Below are 14,885 nucleotides of genomic sequence, written 5' to 3'. Positions count from 1 at the left end.
TAGCTTGCCATCCCGTTCTAACAGAGTTGCTTTGGCACGCCAATTCACTTCCCTCGCGGCTGTGCGGCAAACTGGAGGAACCGCTACAACATCAAACGACCACACAGTGCCCTGCCTCCGCTACCAACACTTCAGATAGCTAATCAGATTTACTTATGCCGGATGAGACAGCTCATTTGTTACATGGCTCGGTCTCACCCCGAACTCCTTCATGAAAGCCCGCGAAAATGCGTCTGGCGCGGTGTAGCCGTAGCGGTGGGCGACGCGTTCTACGCGGTCGCCTTTTTGTAAATCGATGCGTGCCAATACCATGCGCCAACGGCGCAGATAGCTGGCGGGGGTTGTGCCGACGGCGCTGGCGAAGAGTTGCTTGAAGCGGCTTTGGGACAGGCCTGCCACGCTGGCCAGCGCTGCATTGCTCCATGGTTTTTCCGGATTGTCATGTATGGCGACGATTGCCGGGCTGATGCGGGGATGGGCGAGACCAGCCAGAAGACCGGAATTTGTTGCACCGCGCTCCAATTGCAAGCGCAACATGCGGACCACCAGAACCTCCCCCAAACGGCCCAGCACAGCAGGTGCGCCGCAGCGGGCATTTTGCTGCTCGGACGCCAGCAACGAGACCAGACTGGACAAATCACTATCAGGCTCGGCGATCTCGACCACCATCTCCGGCAGAGCGGTTTGCAGCGGGTTGGTCAGATTATCAAAGTCGACATGCAACGCGAACAAAAGTGCGCCCTCGTGACCTGAAATACCGATTTCCCGAGGTTGAAACACCAAATGATCCTGCCCTGTTTCGACATTTCGAAACGCGGCCAGATTTGCGCTTTCCAGTGTTGTGGGCTGTACAATCAGGCGAAAGCGGTTCAACAGGGCCGTCAGGCGATCAATCTTCATTTTCGTCTTTAAAGTTGGTTATTTCTGATTTATCCGATCATAGAGACTGCTACTCCTTTTGCAACAGAAATTCAAAAGGAGAATTACTCATGTTGATGCCACGTCGCAAGACCCCTGAGCTTACCGTTCCCACCCTTGATCATGGCGCGTTCAATCTGTCAGACGAACAGTCTGAACGCGGCACTGTTGTGTGTTTTTATCGGGGGCTGCACTGCCTGATCTGCGCGAACTACCTGTCCGAACTCGACAAGCGCGTCAGCGAGTTTGCAGAGCGTGGTGTGACGGTCATTGCGCTCAGTGTCGACACCGAGGAACGCACGCGGGCCATGGCTGACAAGATCGAGAACAAGAATATCCGCTTCGGTCACAGCCTGCCGCTGTCTGTCGCACGCGAATGGGGCCTTTATATTTCGACCTCACGCGGCAAGACGTCCATTGGCATTGAGGAACCTGCCCTGTTTTCAGAGCCCGGTCTCTTCATGGTTTCACCGGATCAGAGCCTTTATTATGGCTCGACGCAGACCATGCCGTTTGTGCGTCCGCATTTCTCAGAGCTTGTCAGTGCGCTGGATTTTGCAATCAAAAACAACTACCCGGCACGCGGCGAATATGATGGTGAGGTCTGATCAGTCAGACCGATATGGGGGCGCAGACTGCGCTCCCATTTCTATGAGCTGCGCGCTTTTTCCTTAGGCCGTACTTGACTGGTTTGAGGCCTCAGTTTCTGCCGTAATCTGCATGAGCGACGCTTTGCGGGTGATGGCAAGCCGGCGCACAAAGGCAACGATAAAGACAGCGGTTTGGACAAGCACAATGGTGGGCGCAGATGCGCTGTCCAGAAAGAAGCTTGCATAGGTGCCGGCAAGCATGGTGACCATGTTGACCAGAACCGCGACCCAGAGCATGGTTGAAAACTTCCGCACCAGCAGGAAGGCAATGGCCCCTGGCGCAATCAGCAGGCCGATTGCCAATATCAACCCGGCGGCATTGAGGGTTGCGACAATCGTCAAAGACAAGGCGGCCAGCAATCCGTAATGCAACCAGCCGACATGCAGGCCCGACCCGCGTGCCTGTGTCGGGTCGAATGAGTGGAGCAGCAAATCTTTCCACTTCAGCAAAATTGCCAGTGAAACGAACAGCGAAATCAACCCCGAGGTCAGCAATTCATGCGGCTCGACACCCAGCATGTTGCCAAAGAGGATGTGATCCAGATGCATGTTGGTCTCGATGGACACATACATCACGATACCAACAGCAAACATGCCGGAAAACACGACTCCCATTACGGTGTCCTGCTTGACCCTGGAATTGTTTGACAGATAACCGGTCGCTACCGCGCAAAACATACCCGCTGCAAATGCGCCAATGAGCAGTGGAATGCCCAGAACATAGGCCAGCACAATGCCGGGCAGTACGGCATGGCTGACGGCGTCGCCCATCAGGGCCCAGCCTTTCAACACAAGAAAACAGGATAACAACGCAGTCGGGATTGCCACGATCATGCAGATGAAAAACGCATTCTGCATGAAGGGAAACTGGAAGGGCAGCAACAGGCTTTCCATTATGCCGTTTCCCTGATGGCTGCGGCGTCAGGGGTTTCCTGATCAATCTGTTCCAACGCCATGCGCGATTTACGGCGGGAGGCAAGAATGCCGTGTTTGGGGGCAAGTACGAAGGCAATCAGAAACACCAGCGTTTGCAGCGTCACGATAATGCCGCCGGTGGCGCCATCCAGGAAGTAGCTGGCATAGGCACCGACAAAACTTGTGATGCTGCCGATGGCAACTGATGTGGCGATCAGCCGGGGAAACCGGTCACACAGAAGATAGGCCGTGGCACCCGGCGTGACGACCATGGCAATCACCAACAATGCACCGACGGTTTGCATGGCTGCCACCACAGATGCTGCCAGAAGGGCGAAGAAAACAGCTTTTAGAAGCCCGGGTCGCAGACCGATGGAGCGGGCGTGGTTTTCGTCAAAGAAGGTGACCATCAAATCTTTCCACTTGGCCAACAACACGACCAGCGACACCAGACCAATGATCACGAGTTGCAGCGTGTCTTCCGGCGTGATGGCCAGAATATTGCCCATTGTGATGGTCTGGATGCTGACCGACACCGGGCTGATTGAGACGATGAAAAGGCCGAGGCCAAAAAACGATGTGAATATCAAACCGATAATGACATCGACCTTCAGACCGGAACGTTCAGACAGGAACAGCATTGCTCCGGCTGCCAAACCTCCGGCGACAAAGGCACCCAGCGCAAATGGCAAGCCCAGCATGTACGCCACGGCAACGCCGGGCACCACCGAATGGGACAGCGCATCGCCGATCAAAGACCAGCCCTTGAGCATCAGAAAGGCAGACAGGAACGCGCAAACACCGCCAACGAGGGCTGAAACCCACATGGCGTTGGTCATATAATTGTACCCAAACGGCTCCAGCAGATAGCTGATCATTCTTCGTTGTCCTGCTCGCCACGTACGGTGATGTCGCCATATTGCACGAAGGGGCGCTCATCATCTGTCATGATCGTAACTTGTCTGGCGTCAGCATCATCATGCAGCGCATCGCCACCAATGGTGATATGGCGCAGCACACCGCCAAAGGCGCGTTCCAGATTATCGCGGGTGAAAACGGTCTCGGTCCGACCGTGCGCCAGCACAGTACCCTTTACCAGAATGGTCCTGTCGCAAAATTCGGGCACGGACCCCAGATTGTGCGTCGAGACCAGCATCACACGGCCTTCGTCACGTAATTCACGCAGCAGCGCCACAATCTGATCTTCGGTTTTGACGTCGACACCGGTGAATGGCTCATCCAACAGAATGATCTGGCCTTCCTGCGCCAGGGCGCGGGCTAGGAAGACACGTTTGCGTTGCCCGCCTGACAATTCACCAATCTGGCGGTCGCGAAATTCGCTCATGCTGACGCGGGCCAGCGCTTCGGTGACCGCCTCGTGGTCTTTTGCCGAAGGTCGACGCAGCCAGCCCATATGGCCGTATCGGCCCATCATTACGACATCTTCCACCAAAACCGGAAAGGCCCAGTCGACCTCTTCGGATTGCGGGACATAAGCGACAAGATTGCTGCGCAGTGCCTCGGAGATTGGTTTTCCAAGCAGGCGTATTTCACCTTTGGCCGCCGGCACAAACCCCATGATGGCCTTGAAGAGAGTCGATTTCCCTGACCCGTTCACACCCACCAATGCGGTCACCGTGCCGCGCGGAATTTCGAAACTGGCGTTGTGAAGCGCTGTGAGGCCGTTACGATATGTAACGGTCACATTCTTGGCGGAGATGCCATCGGCTGCGGCGTTGTGTCCGGAACCGGGTTTGGCCTCTATTACTGTATCAAGCATCTGTGCATCACATTTCAGCTTCTGTTCTCATCGCGGTCGCCTGCACCCTTATGTCGTGAGGCATTCAGTTCGTGCCCACCAGACCATTGGCAACTGTCTGTGAGGTCACCCTTAAAAGATCAAGGTAAGTTGGAACCGGGCCATTGGCTTCTGACAGGGAGTCTACATAAAGCTCTCCGCCATAGGCAGCGCCGGTTTCGCGGGCCACCTGTTTTGCAGGTGCAGTGTTGACTGTCGACTCGCAAAACACGACCGGAATATCATTATCCCGTACCCCATCAATGACGGCACGAACCTGCTGTGGTGTACCAACCTGATCAGCGTTGATGGGCCACAGATACAATTCCTTCATGCCAAAGTCCCGAGCCAGATAACTGAAGGCCCCCTCACACGTCACAAGCCAGCGCTCGGCCTCGGGAATTTTTGCGACCTGTTCGCGTAAAGGTTCAATCGTTGCGCGCAGTTTATCCTTATAGGCGGCCGCATTTTTTACGTAGATCGCGGCGTTGTCCGGATCATACTCGGTAAATGCCTCGACAATATTGTCGATATAGATCAACGCATTATCGAGGCCCATCCAGGCATGGGGATTGGGTTGGCCTTCGTAAGACCCGGCACCAATCGGGATCGGGTTGATACCGTCGGTCAATGTCGCTGCGGGAATGTCTTTCAAATTAGAGAGAAATTGCTCAAACCAAAGTTCCAAATTCATGCCATTCCAGAGGATAAGGTCTGCGTCTGAAGCGCGTACGATGTCCTGCGGTGTCGGCTCATACCCGTGAATTTCTGCGCCCGGTTTGGTAACGGAGACCACTTCTGCCGCGTCGCCCGCAACATTTGCAGCCATGTCGGCAATGACCGTAAAGGTTGTCACAACTTTCATCTTGCCGTCTGCGAATGCGCCGGATGCATTGATTGCAAGGACTGCAGTAGCCAAGAGGACTCGTTTAGCGAAACGCATCTTTTGCTCCATGTTCAAATTGATAATTCACTCTTTGTGGGCTTTCTGCAAATGATTATGACAATAATTCGCAACTAGTCAATGCACTTGCGAATTATTTGCAACAAGGTTTGAACAAATGAATCTATCGTGCTAATGATTTGGCATGAGCGAAACAGACACACCGATGGTCGACGACCTTGAACATGAATTGCGCGCTGAGGGCGTGCGCATCACGCGCCAGCGTGTTGCCATTCTATCGGCGCTTGCCAATTCCAGTGACCATCCCAGTGCTGAAGAAGTTCTGGAACGATCCCGGAAGCAGGATTCGTCGGTGTCGCTGGCAACGGTTTACCGAACACTTTCAATTCTTGAAGGACGCGGGACCATTTTGCGCAACGAGTTTGATGGCACGGGCGCCAGATTTGAACTGGCCAATAAACCGCATCATGATCACCTCATCGATGTTGATACAGGCGATGTGATTGAATTCATCTCCCCCCGGATTGAAGAACTTCAGGCAGAAATTGCCCGTGAGCTGGGATATGACATTGTCCATCACCGTCTGGAACTCTACGGCAAAGTGAGAAACCGGGACTAAGCCAGAAGCGCGCCTATCCCTTGACGGCCCCTCCGGTCAGACCGGATATGATGTATTTCTGAGCTGCCAGGAAAAATGCAACCGCCGGAATAATGGTGAGCGTCAGATAGGCCAGGATTTTGGTCCAGTCAGTGCCGTATTCGCCCCGATACTGCATGATACCAAGTGGCCAGGTGTATTTGTCGGGCGTGTTGAGCATGACAAGCGGCAACAGGAAATTGTTCCAGCTCGTGACAAATGCGAATACACTAACCGTTGCGATAATGGGCAGCGATAGTGGCAGCGTAATATGCCAGTAAATCTGGATATAACCGCAATTATCCATTCGCGCTGCGTCGATCAGTTCTTTCGGCAGATCCTTGAAAAAATTATGGAACAGCAGAATTGAAAAACTCAGGCTGAAGGCTGTCTGTGCCAGAATAATGCCGAGATGAGAATCCAGAAGACCCAGATCTCTCAGCGTAATAAACAATGGCAAGACGGCGGTCGCTGCCGGAAACAGCAAGCCAACCATGAGAAAACTGGTCAACATGCGCTGGCCAAAAAACCTGATATGAGCCAGCGCAAATGCTGTCATGGAAGACAGGACTACGGTCAGGGCAACCGTTGCCACGGACACATACAGGGAATTCCAAAGCGATCTGAAAAAGGCGCTCTCAGTAACAATGCCGATGAAATTCTGCGGGTTCCAGCTTTGTGGCAGATTAAACGGGCTGCTGCGCAACTCTCCAAGGGTCTTGAAGCCACCCAATGCCGTTGCATAAAGCGGGATAATGACAAAAAGCGCGATGATACATAGACCTACGCATTGTCCGATTGAAAGTCCCGAAGGCCGAAAAAACCGTTTTTTCCCAAGAGCTGCCATCAGTCCCACTTCCGTGCCAGTAAAAAATGTCGATAAGCCAGTGTGATGATCACACAGGCTGCAAACAGGATCATGCTGACAGCGCCGCCAAAGCCAAATTTCGTGCGGGTAATGCCAAACTGATACAGAAAGCTGACAATGGTGTTGCTGGAATTGCTGGGGCCTCCACCACTGAGCGGAATGATCAGATCAAACAATTGCAGAGCCCCTATTATTGCGAAAAACACCGAGATGAGGATGGCCGAGCGGATCATCGGAATTTTGATGTACCGGGTGATTTTCCAAGGGCTGACGCCATCAAGACGGGCCGCCTCGATGACTTCACGCGGTATGGATTGCAGCGCTGCAATATATATCATCATGTGAAAACCGAAATATTTCCAGACGATCACCAGCATGATTGCCGGCATGACCCAGAGTTTGTCGCCAAGGACAAAGGGCGTATCGATGCCCAGCGTATTCCCGATCGCAGGAACCAGACCATAATCGCCGTCATAGACAAACCGCCACATCAGGCCCGCCGCAATTTCCGCCAGCATATATGGCAGGAAGAACAAAGTGCGGATCATGCTGATGCCCCAATTATTCGCAACCAGGGCAAGGGCGGCCCAAAGCGCCAGTGGCAATTGCACCAACAGCGACACCGCGATTACGAAGAAACTGTTTTTGACAGCGGTGAAGAAGTGCCGATGGGTCAGAACATCATCGTAGTTGCGCAACCCGACAAAGTCAGTTGGCGGACCAAAGCCGTTCCATTTGTAAAACGAAAAATTTGCCGCTTCGAACATCGGCATGACGACCATCAGGGTGAACAATCCCAACGTCAACGGAAGAAACAACATCAACGCGACCCAACGTCTGGTCAACAAACGACGCTTTACCATTGCTGCATTCCTATCGACAACATTGTGGCATCTTCATAGGTCCGATACTGCTCTAAATGGCGGCACATACCACTTACATACCGGCTGCAAATCTGATTGCAGCCGGTATGTAAGGCAATCCACTAAAGGGAGTCGTCAACAGCCTCTTTCACCAATTCTGCGGCTTCTTCTGCTGAGATCGCATTGTCGGAAAGTTCAGCTGAGATATCATTCACCACCCCGCCAACGTCCTTACCCAGTTCCTGATCAAAGAAGATGGCGTGCCACTTCGCCTTGTTGATATTGTCGGAGATCTCCTTGAAGTAAGGATTGGCAAGACTGTCTGCGGAACCTGCCACAATCGGAATGTAAACGCTGGCAGCGGCAAAGCGGGATTGCACTTCGTTCGACGTATACCATTCCATGAACTTCACCGCTTCATCCGGTGCGTCGCGATGGAATATCCAGCCATTGATCCCGCCAAGCGTGTCTGCAGGGTCGCCTGCGCCACCTTCGACCGTTGGAAATGGAAAGATCGCAAGCTGATCGTCCGACAAACCATTGCCGCTCGCCGAACTGTCACGTTGAACTGCATAATCCCAGTTTCCCATCAGGTGCAATGCTGCCTTTCCGTCACCAAAATTTCCCGAAGCCGAACTAAAATTGGCTGCCAGGAAGCCATCCTGAAAGGGCTCCATAGCCACGAGATCCAGGAACATCTGGCCTGCCTTAACAAAGGGGGCACCTGCAAAGCCGTCGCCCTCGCCGGCACGAGCCGCGTCGAACGCCGCCTGACCAGCCTGTCGTACAACAAGATATGACCAGTAAAAATGCGCAGGCCACTTGTCCTGTGCGCCCACAGTAATGGGTGTGATTCCTGCATCCTTGATCTTTTTGACAGAGGCCAGGAATCCATCCCAGGTCTTCATGTCATCAGCACCGACGCCTGCCTTGTCGAGCAAGTCCTTGTTGCCCCAGAAGACAACCTGGCTGACATTTTGCGCCAAGCCATAAAGTTTATTGTCGCGGGTAAAGGCACTGATACCGGCTTCACCAATGGCATTACGCGCCTCTTCAGACAGCACATCACCAATAGGGCGCAGGACACCAGCTTCCACCTGCTCGCTCATGACACCACCGCCCCAACTATAAAAAATGTCCGGGGCAGCGTCAGACTGCAGCAGGGTCGTCAATTTGGCCTTGTAGGCTTCGTTCTCCAGAAACTGCACATTGATTTTGATATCAGGATGAGCCGCTTCGTATTCCTTGGCGGCTGCTTCCATGATGGCAACAGTGCCTTCCACAGACTCAATATGAAGCCAGTCAACCGTCGTTTCGGCCTGTGCCGGAACCGCAGCAAGCGCGAGAAGTGCTGCACCTATAGCTAGTCTAATCATTGTCTTCCTCCCAAAATAATCCCTGTTTCCAGATCGCGATGCACCTGGCTCAGCCTCTGAGCCCTTGTCAGAGCAAGGCGTTCCTTATTTAATAAACAATCCGGTTTTAATTGGCAAGTCACGTTCCAAATATCGCAAATTATTGAATAACATATTGAATAATAATAATAAAATATATGCTATCCGAGTTTTAGCGTATAATTTTTGTCTCCGTATTGTGCGAAAACAGATCCTCCATCATTTGAGTGCACCCACCGAAGAGCTTCGTGACAGCGCCAGGTTTCGTGGAGTCAAAATTGGATCGACGCGTGTTTCACCAACACGATGTCTGCGGCATTCAAGTGCTAAACAATATCAGGCAGCAGTGATTGCAAAATTGTCCGAGCGAGGACAAACACTGGATAACAATGAAGCGCTCAGATGCATCATGAAGATATTTTGAAAATATATATATAACAATGCTTTACTGGATTTTTTACCATTTTCTACGCGATTTGATTTACCTCCTAAAATCTGATTTCCACCGATCCACCAATACAAGTTTTTGATTTGGATTTGTGCGCCCCATGCAATTTACCCAACCTGTTCAGGGCCTTGAAACTGGGCCGTGCAGTGGAGACAGGCCGTGGCCCGGCGGCTTGACCTAATATGCATTTTCGTAAAAAAACGGGTTCCACGCGGGCTTAAGTTGATTTACATAAAGAACACGAATTAAATACGAAGACGAGTTTGGGAGCCTGCCGTTTGGCCGTTAAGATTGCCGATCCACTGCTGATGCGGGAGATCAATAAGTACCATGTTCTTGAGACAATCCGCTGTCACAGCCGTATCTCCCGCGTTGAGATATCGGAACGCACTTTGCTGAGCGGAACCACCGTGTCGGCGATTACCGGGGCGTTGATCGAGGAAGGCCTTGTTCAGGCGATCCATGTGAAACGACCTGAGGATGGAAAGCGTGGCCGTCCGCGCGTTTTGCTCGACCTGATACCGAATGCAGCTCATGTGATTGGCGTAAAAATTTCATCCGAGCAAATCACAACGACGATTGCTAACTTCAAAGGTGAAGCTGTTTACTCCATGCAGATGTCTGTGAAAGTTGCCAGCAGGAGTATCGACGCGATTGTCGACGTGATTGAGAACAGCATTCATGTCTGCGTTGCCGCGCATGGCATTGACCGCAGCAAAATCAAAGGCATCGGGATTGGTGTCCCCGACCGTTTTGACCTGGAAGCCAGCCAAAAGCATTCCAGATCAATCTTTGCCGATGATGAGTTTCCGCTTGCGCAATTGCTGGAAGAGCGACTGGGACTGCGGACCCGAATGGCCAAGCCAGCAGATCTGGTTGCCCTGGCCGAGAGCTGGTTTGGCTACGCTCAGAACAATCATTCATTTGCCGCGATCACAATAGATCAGGCCGTAGGTCTGGCCTTGTGGATTGACGATGATCTCCACAAGGGCGCAACAACTTTGGGGTCTGCTTTCGGCCATATCAAGACAGGTCTGGAAGGCCGGACTTGCCGCTGCGGTCAGCGGGATTGCCTCGACGCTTACATGGAAGTTGATGTGACGCAGTTGCGCGCAGAACAGGCTGAGGCCGTTCAATCGGAGCATCACAAGTCTGATAACGCCACATCGCAATTGATCACACTTGCTGCTGCGAAAAATCCATGGGCGCTTGAGCAGATCGGGATGCAGGGCAAAATGCTCGGGGTCGGCGTTTCTCACATCATAAATCTGATAAACCCGGAAAAAATCGTGATGGTTACGGAAGACAGCAGATATGAAAGTGTGATCAGCAAATCCTTTCATGAAAGCGTACGGGACAACAGTTTTTCCGCGCATTTTGATGCCACAGAAATTATCTTCCACACCATCAACGAACAATTATGGGCACGCGGTGCGGCGGCATTGATGCTGCGCGATATTTACAGAGCGCCGTGGAACGACGTTGCAAAGGATACATAGATTATGCGTTCACTGGGTATAGGACTGGTCGGATGTGGCGTCATTTCAGATGCCTATTTAAGCAGAGCCAAGCAATTCCCCTTCATCAACATGATTGCTTGCTCAGATATCAATGAGGCAGCTGCAAAGGAGAAAGCTGACACATATGGTTTGGAAGCGATGACCGTCGAAGCACTGCTGGCTGATGACCGGATCGACATTGTTCTGAACCTGACAACGCCGCAACATCATGTGAACGTAAATCTTGCCGCGCTTAACGCGGGAAAGCATGCCTATTGCGAAAAGCCACTTGGCACCTCATTGGCGGAAGCTGAAAAACTACTGGAAGCCACATCACGTACCGGCCTGCGAATTGGCTGTGCGCCGGACACATTTCTTGGTGGGGCGCACCAGACCGCACGTCGGATCATCGATTCCGGCGCGATTGGAGACGCGGTTGCGGGAACGGGTTTCATGATGGTTCCCGGCCATGAACGCTGGCATCCAAATCCCGATTTTTACTACCAGGATGGCGGTGGCCCTCTAATGGATATGGGGCCATATTATATCACCAGTCTGATCAATATGCTGGGTCCGGTCTCATCCGTTTGTGGCACGGCCAAAATCACAAGGCCGACGCGCACCATTGGCTCCGGACCACGCGAAGGTGAGACCATTGCGGTGGATGTCGCGACCCATATTTCGGCTATTCTATCTTTTGTAAATGGCGCTTCCATTACACTGGTCACCAGTTTCGACGTGCACAAGCACGATCACAACCCCATAGAAATTTATGGCAGCAAAGGCTCCATGATCGTCGCCGACCCTAACAATTTTGACGGCGACATTCTTGTTTCAACAGGCTCCGGCGACTGGAGCAAAGCCGAGCAAACCCATTTATATGGTGACGGCAACTACAGGGTCATAGGCCTGGCCGATATGGCCGAAGCCATCGTCAAAGACCACAGCCATCGCGCCAGTCTCGAGCTGTCTTTGCATGTTCTGGAAATCATGGAATCCATTCTGATCTCTGCCGACACCGGACAATCCATCACGCTGAAACATCAATGTAAACAAGCCCTGCCTTTGCAGAGCACCCTGCCCGCCGGGCAGCTTTATAATTAAGGGAACACCAAAATCATGAGTAACAAGAAAGCGATTATCGTGTGGGGCGGATGGGAAGGTCACACGCCGGAAGCCAGTGCCAATGTAGTCAAAGACATGTTAGAAGCCCAGAATTTTGACGTTGTTCTGGACAGTTCAACCGAAGCATTTGCGGACCCAAAACTTGGCGAATTTGATCTGATCATTCCGGCCGTCACGATGTCACGCATTGAGAAAGAAGAACTGCAAAACCTTCTGGCCTGCATACGCGCTGGAAGCGGCATTGCCGGGTTCCACGGGCTGATGTGCGACTCCTTTCGCAATGAGCCGGACTATCAGTTCATGACCGGAGGCCAATGGGTGGCGCATCCCGGAGATATCATCGATTACCGGGTTGAAATCACCAAGTCCGACGATCCCATTGTCGCCGGAATTGGCGATTTCGACTATCGGTCCGAACAATATTACATGCATTTCGATCCCAGTATTGAGGTGCTGGCAACAACGCGCTTCGATGGTACCTATTTTGAGGAAATCGACGGTGTTGTCATGCCTGTTGTCTGGAAACGAACTTACGGCAAAGGCCGCGTGTTCTACAGCTCACTTGGCCATGTGGCCGACGAGTTCAAGGTGCCACAGATGAGAAGCATCTTTGAGCGTGGGGCCTTGTGGGCCGCGCGGTAATGGCGGTGTGCAAGGTCTGACAAGCACTGGGGTCTGGACACAATTGGGGGCGTGTTTTTGCACGTTCTGCTCCCACATTTGTCGCTGGCATTGTTCATGCAGGATCGTCTTGCTTGCTTTCAGGTGATCCGATTTTGCGAATTGTGCTCCAGGCAACCCACGACAAAAGAAGCACATTGATTACCAGCAGGACGGCAGAGACCGGTCGATCAAGGAATATCCAATAGCCTTCATCTGACAAGAGCAGAGAGCGTCGGAGATTGTTTTCCAGCAAGGGCCCAAGAATGGTTCCAATAACGATGGGTGCCAAGGGATAGTTGGCAATGCGTAGAATGATCCCGACCAACCCAAATCCCAACATTGCCCACAGATCAAAGATTGAGGATTGAAGAGCAAAAGTGCCAACAACGCACAACACCAGAATTGCGGGGATCAATCTGGATTTGCGAATTCTCAACGCATAAACAAAAAGCGGGGTCAGCAAGACACCCAATATCAGCAAAGCGACATTCGATGCCAGATAGACAATGAAAATGGCTCCAACGATTTCGGGCTGATCCTCGAAAAGCGTTGGCCCGGGATAAAAACCGAATATGAGAAGCGTTGCGACCAGCAAGGCGGCGATGGGGTCACCTGGGATGCCCAACGCCAAAGATGGAACCAACGCACCTCCGCAGGTGGCATTGTTGGCGCTTTCGGTTGCAATCACACCGCCAACTTCACCTTCTCCATATTTTTCGTCAGGTTTGGCGGCATTCTTGGCAACTGCATATGCTGCAAATGAACTGATGACGCCGCCGGCCCCGGGCAGGATGCCAAAGAATGTTCCGATCAAGGACGATCTGATCAGATTTTTCCAATTTTTGAGAACCGACAGGACCGATTTGAACTCCGCACGCACGATTGGAATGTTCGGTTTGGCGGTCAGGTTTTTGCCCATCATCTGAAAAACCATCTCTGAGATAGCGAACATCCCGACAACGATGGAAACCAGATGAAAACCGTTGAGCATGTGATGGCTGTCGAATGTAAAGCGGTAGCCCATCGAAATCTGATCGGTTCCGATGGTTGCCAGTATCAAGCCCAAACACCCAGACAGAACGCCTTTGAGGAATGAGCCCTCGGAAACAGATGCTATCGCGACCAGCCCGGTAATCGCAAGCATTGTGAACTCGGGCGGACTGAACTGCCGGGCAAAAATCGCAAGGATTGGTGCCGACGTAATCAGAATGACACCGCCAATAAGGCCGCCGAGGGCCGAAGAAGAAATGGCAACGCCAACGGCTTCGGCGGCGCGCCCTTTTTGCGCAAGCGGATAGCCATCAAACAAGGTGGCTGCCGCGAGGGGAGTTCCTGGAATTCTAAGCAAAATTGCAGAAATCGAACCTCCGCAGGATCCGCCAACGTAAATGCCCAGCAAAAGTGCCATGGCGGTAATGGGCTGCAGATTGATTGCGACAGGCAATATCAGAACAATTCCCATGAGCGGTCCCAAGCCAGGAACAGCCCCCACCAGCAAACCAAATACGATGCCGAGTATGATGAGTATGAAAACGAGCGGCGTTGCGAATAGAGCAAAGCCCTGGGTGATGGATTCAATCAGCATGAAACGTCACCACGGTATATTGATAGCGAACATGCCGCCCGGCAGCACAATTTTCAGATATTTTTCAAACAGAAACGCTATGAGCAACGCAACTGCAACAGAATAGAGGATTGTCGGGATCGGCTTCTTATCCCCGCAAGTGATCATGGCAATGGCGATGAACGGCGCGGTTGCCAAATGGTAGCCCAGCAAGTCCAGAAACAATAAATACAAACCGAACAGGCAGATCAGCATAAAGGGCCGGCGCAAGTCTTTCGCGGCAACGGAATCGCCGACAATTGTCTCTTGTCTCATTTGCAGCGTTAACGTCACCACACGGATCAGGACAGCCGCGATTATAAGAATGCAAACCGCACGCGGAAAGAAGGCCGCGTTGTGGAAAGGATCACCTTCAGCAATGCCCTGTTTTACCAGGTCTGTGCTGATCTGTTGGAAGACGATTGCTACAATTGCCAGGAACAGGACCAGGGAAAGCCATTCCACGTGTTGCCGGGTGAATGTCATCTTGTGCTGCCTGTCGCCTGCCTCAAAAGTGAGTCGTCTGCAGAAGTGAAGTTTTCTGCCGCACGATGGGAAATGGCTTGATCAAGCTTTAAAAAAAGCCATTTCCAAGAGAAC

15 protein-coding genes are annotated in these 14,885 nt (G+C 52.3%); 5 read left to right on the top strand and 10 right to left on the bottom strand.

The window, feature by feature from the left end; genetic code table 11:
* Window positions 1–153: 153 nt before the first annotated feature.
* Complete coding sequence (locus RAL91_RS06820; protein ID WP_306260841.1) at window positions 154–900, bottom strand: AraC family transcriptional regulator; 747 nt, start codon at window positions 898–900, stop codon at window positions 154–156.
* 89 nt (window positions 901–989) lie between these two features.
* On the opposite strand from RAL91_RS06820, the gene RAL91_RS06815 reads away from it, so the two are divergent.
* Window positions 990–1,526 (top strand): peroxiredoxin-like family protein, encoded by a 537-nt coding sequence (locus RAL91_RS06815; RefSeq protein WP_306260839.1) that lies wholly within the window; start codon window positions 990–992, stop codon window positions 1,524–1,526.
* 63 nt (window positions 1,527–1,589) lie between these two features.
* On the opposite strand, the gene RAL91_RS06810 is transcribed toward RAL91_RS06815, so the two are convergent.
* The 4 genes from RAL91_RS06810 to RAL91_RS06795 all read right to left on the bottom strand — a co-directional run bounded on the left by RAL91_RS06810 (window position 1,590) and on the right by RAL91_RS06795 (window position 5,224).
* Window positions 1,590–2,462 (bottom strand): metal ABC transporter permease, encoded by an 873-nt coding sequence (locus RAL91_RS06810; RefSeq protein ID WP_306260837.1) that lies wholly within the window; start codon window positions 2,460–2,462, stop codon window positions 1,590–1,592.
* On the bottom strand, window positions 2,462–3,361 hold the full coding sequence (locus RAL91_RS06805; RefSeq protein ID WP_306260835.1) for a metal ABC transporter permease: 900 nt from the start codon (window positions 3,359–3,361) through the stop codon (window positions 2,462–2,464). The genes RAL91_RS06810 and RAL91_RS06805 overlap by 1 nt, the downstream gene beginning before the upstream one ends.
* Window positions 3,358–4,263 carry a manganese/iron ABC transporter ATP-binding protein gene (locus RAL91_RS06800; RefSeq protein ID WP_306260833.1) on the bottom strand — a complete coding sequence of 302 codons (906 nt, stop codon included), beginning with the start codon at window positions 4,261–4,263 and terminating at the stop codon, window positions 3,358–3,360. Before RAL91_RS06800 ends, RAL91_RS06805 begins: the two co-directional genes overlap by 4 nt.
* Before the next feature lie 64 nt (window positions 4,264–4,327).
* Complete coding sequence (locus RAL91_RS06795; RefSeq protein ID WP_306260830.1) at window positions 4,328–5,224, bottom strand: metal ABC transporter substrate-binding protein; 897 nt, start codon at window positions 5,222–5,224, stop codon at window positions 4,328–4,330.
* Between the two features lie 145 nt (window positions 5,225–5,369).
* Here RAL91_RS06795 and RAL91_RS06790 point away from each other — a divergent pair, with 145 nt between their 5' ends.
* The gene (locus RAL91_RS06790; RefSeq protein WP_306260828.1) at window positions 5,370–5,804 is read left to right on the top strand and encodes a Fur family transcriptional regulator; all 435 of its coding nucleotides are present in this window, start codon (window positions 5,370–5,372) and stop codon (window positions 5,802–5,804) included.
* Between the two features lie 13 nt (window positions 5,805–5,817).
* On the opposite strand, the gene RAL91_RS06785 is transcribed toward RAL91_RS06790, so the two are convergent.
* From RAL91_RS06785 to RAL91_RS06775, 3 genes are all read right to left on the bottom strand, one after another.
* Entirely contained in the window at window positions 5,818–6,669 is an 852-nt protein-coding gene (locus RAL91_RS06785; protein WP_306260827.1) for a carbohydrate ABC transporter permease, read from the bottom strand.
* A complete protein-coding gene (locus tag RAL91_RS06780) occupies window positions 6,669–7,553 on the bottom strand; it encodes a carbohydrate ABC transporter permease (protein WP_306260825.1) in 885 nt (294 codons plus the stop codon). The genes RAL91_RS06785 and RAL91_RS06780 overlap by 1 nt, the downstream gene beginning before the upstream one ends.
* A gap of 122 nt (window positions 7,554–7,675) precedes the next feature.
* Entirely contained in the window at window positions 7,676–8,929 is a 1,254-nt protein-coding gene (locus RAL91_RS06775; RefSeq protein WP_306260823.1) for an extracellular solute-binding protein, read from the bottom strand.
* 744 nt (window positions 8,930–9,673) lie between these two features.
* Here RAL91_RS06775 and RAL91_RS06770 point away from each other — a divergent pair.
* Genes RAL91_RS06770 through RAL91_RS06760 form a run of 3 tightly spaced genes read left to right on the top strand, consistent with a single transcriptional unit; the run spans window position 9,674 to window position 12,661 of the window.
* Window positions 9,674–10,894 carry an ROK family transcriptional regulator gene (locus RAL91_RS06770; RefSeq protein ID WP_306260821.1) on the top strand — a complete coding sequence of 407 codons (1,221 nt, stop codon included), beginning with the start codon at window positions 9,674–9,676 and terminating at the stop codon, window positions 10,892–10,894.
* Between the two features lie 3 nt (window positions 10,895–10,897).
* Window positions 10,898–11,998, top strand: coding sequence for a Gfo/Idh/MocA family protein (locus RAL91_RS06765; protein WP_306260819.1), 1,101 nt, complete (start codon window positions 10,898–10,900; stop codon window positions 11,996–11,998).
* Window positions 11,999–12,013: 15 nt separating this feature from the next.
* Window positions 12,014–12,661 (top strand): ThuA domain-containing protein, encoded by a 648-nt coding sequence (locus RAL91_RS06760; RefSeq protein WP_306260817.1) that lies wholly within the window; start codon window positions 12,014–12,016, stop codon window positions 12,659–12,661.
* A 94-nt stretch (window positions 12,662–12,755) separates the two neighbouring features.
* Here the strand turns inward: RAL91_RS06760 and RAL91_RS06755 are convergent, their stop codons facing one another.
* Complete coding sequence (locus tag RAL91_RS06755) at window positions 12,756–14,267, bottom strand: tripartite tricarboxylate transporter permease (RefSeq protein ID WP_306260816.1); 1,512 nt, start codon at window positions 14,265–14,267, stop codon at window positions 12,756–12,758.
* A 6-nt stretch (window positions 14,268–14,273) separates the two neighbouring features.
* The gene (locus tag RAL91_RS06750) at window positions 14,274–14,771 is read right to left on the bottom strand and encodes a tripartite tricarboxylate transporter TctB family protein (RefSeq protein ID WP_306260815.1); all 498 of its coding nucleotides are present in this window, start codon (window positions 14,769–14,771) and stop codon (window positions 14,274–14,276) included.
* Between the last annotated feature and the right edge of the window lie 114 nt (window positions 14,772–14,885).

The sequence above is a fragment of the Pararhizobium sp. IMCC21322 genome, assembly GCF_030758295.1.
Taxonomy (GTDB): domain Bacteria; phylum Pseudomonadota; class Alphaproteobacteria; order Rhizobiales.
This window is presented reverse-complemented; position numbering and strand designations above follow the sequence as displayed.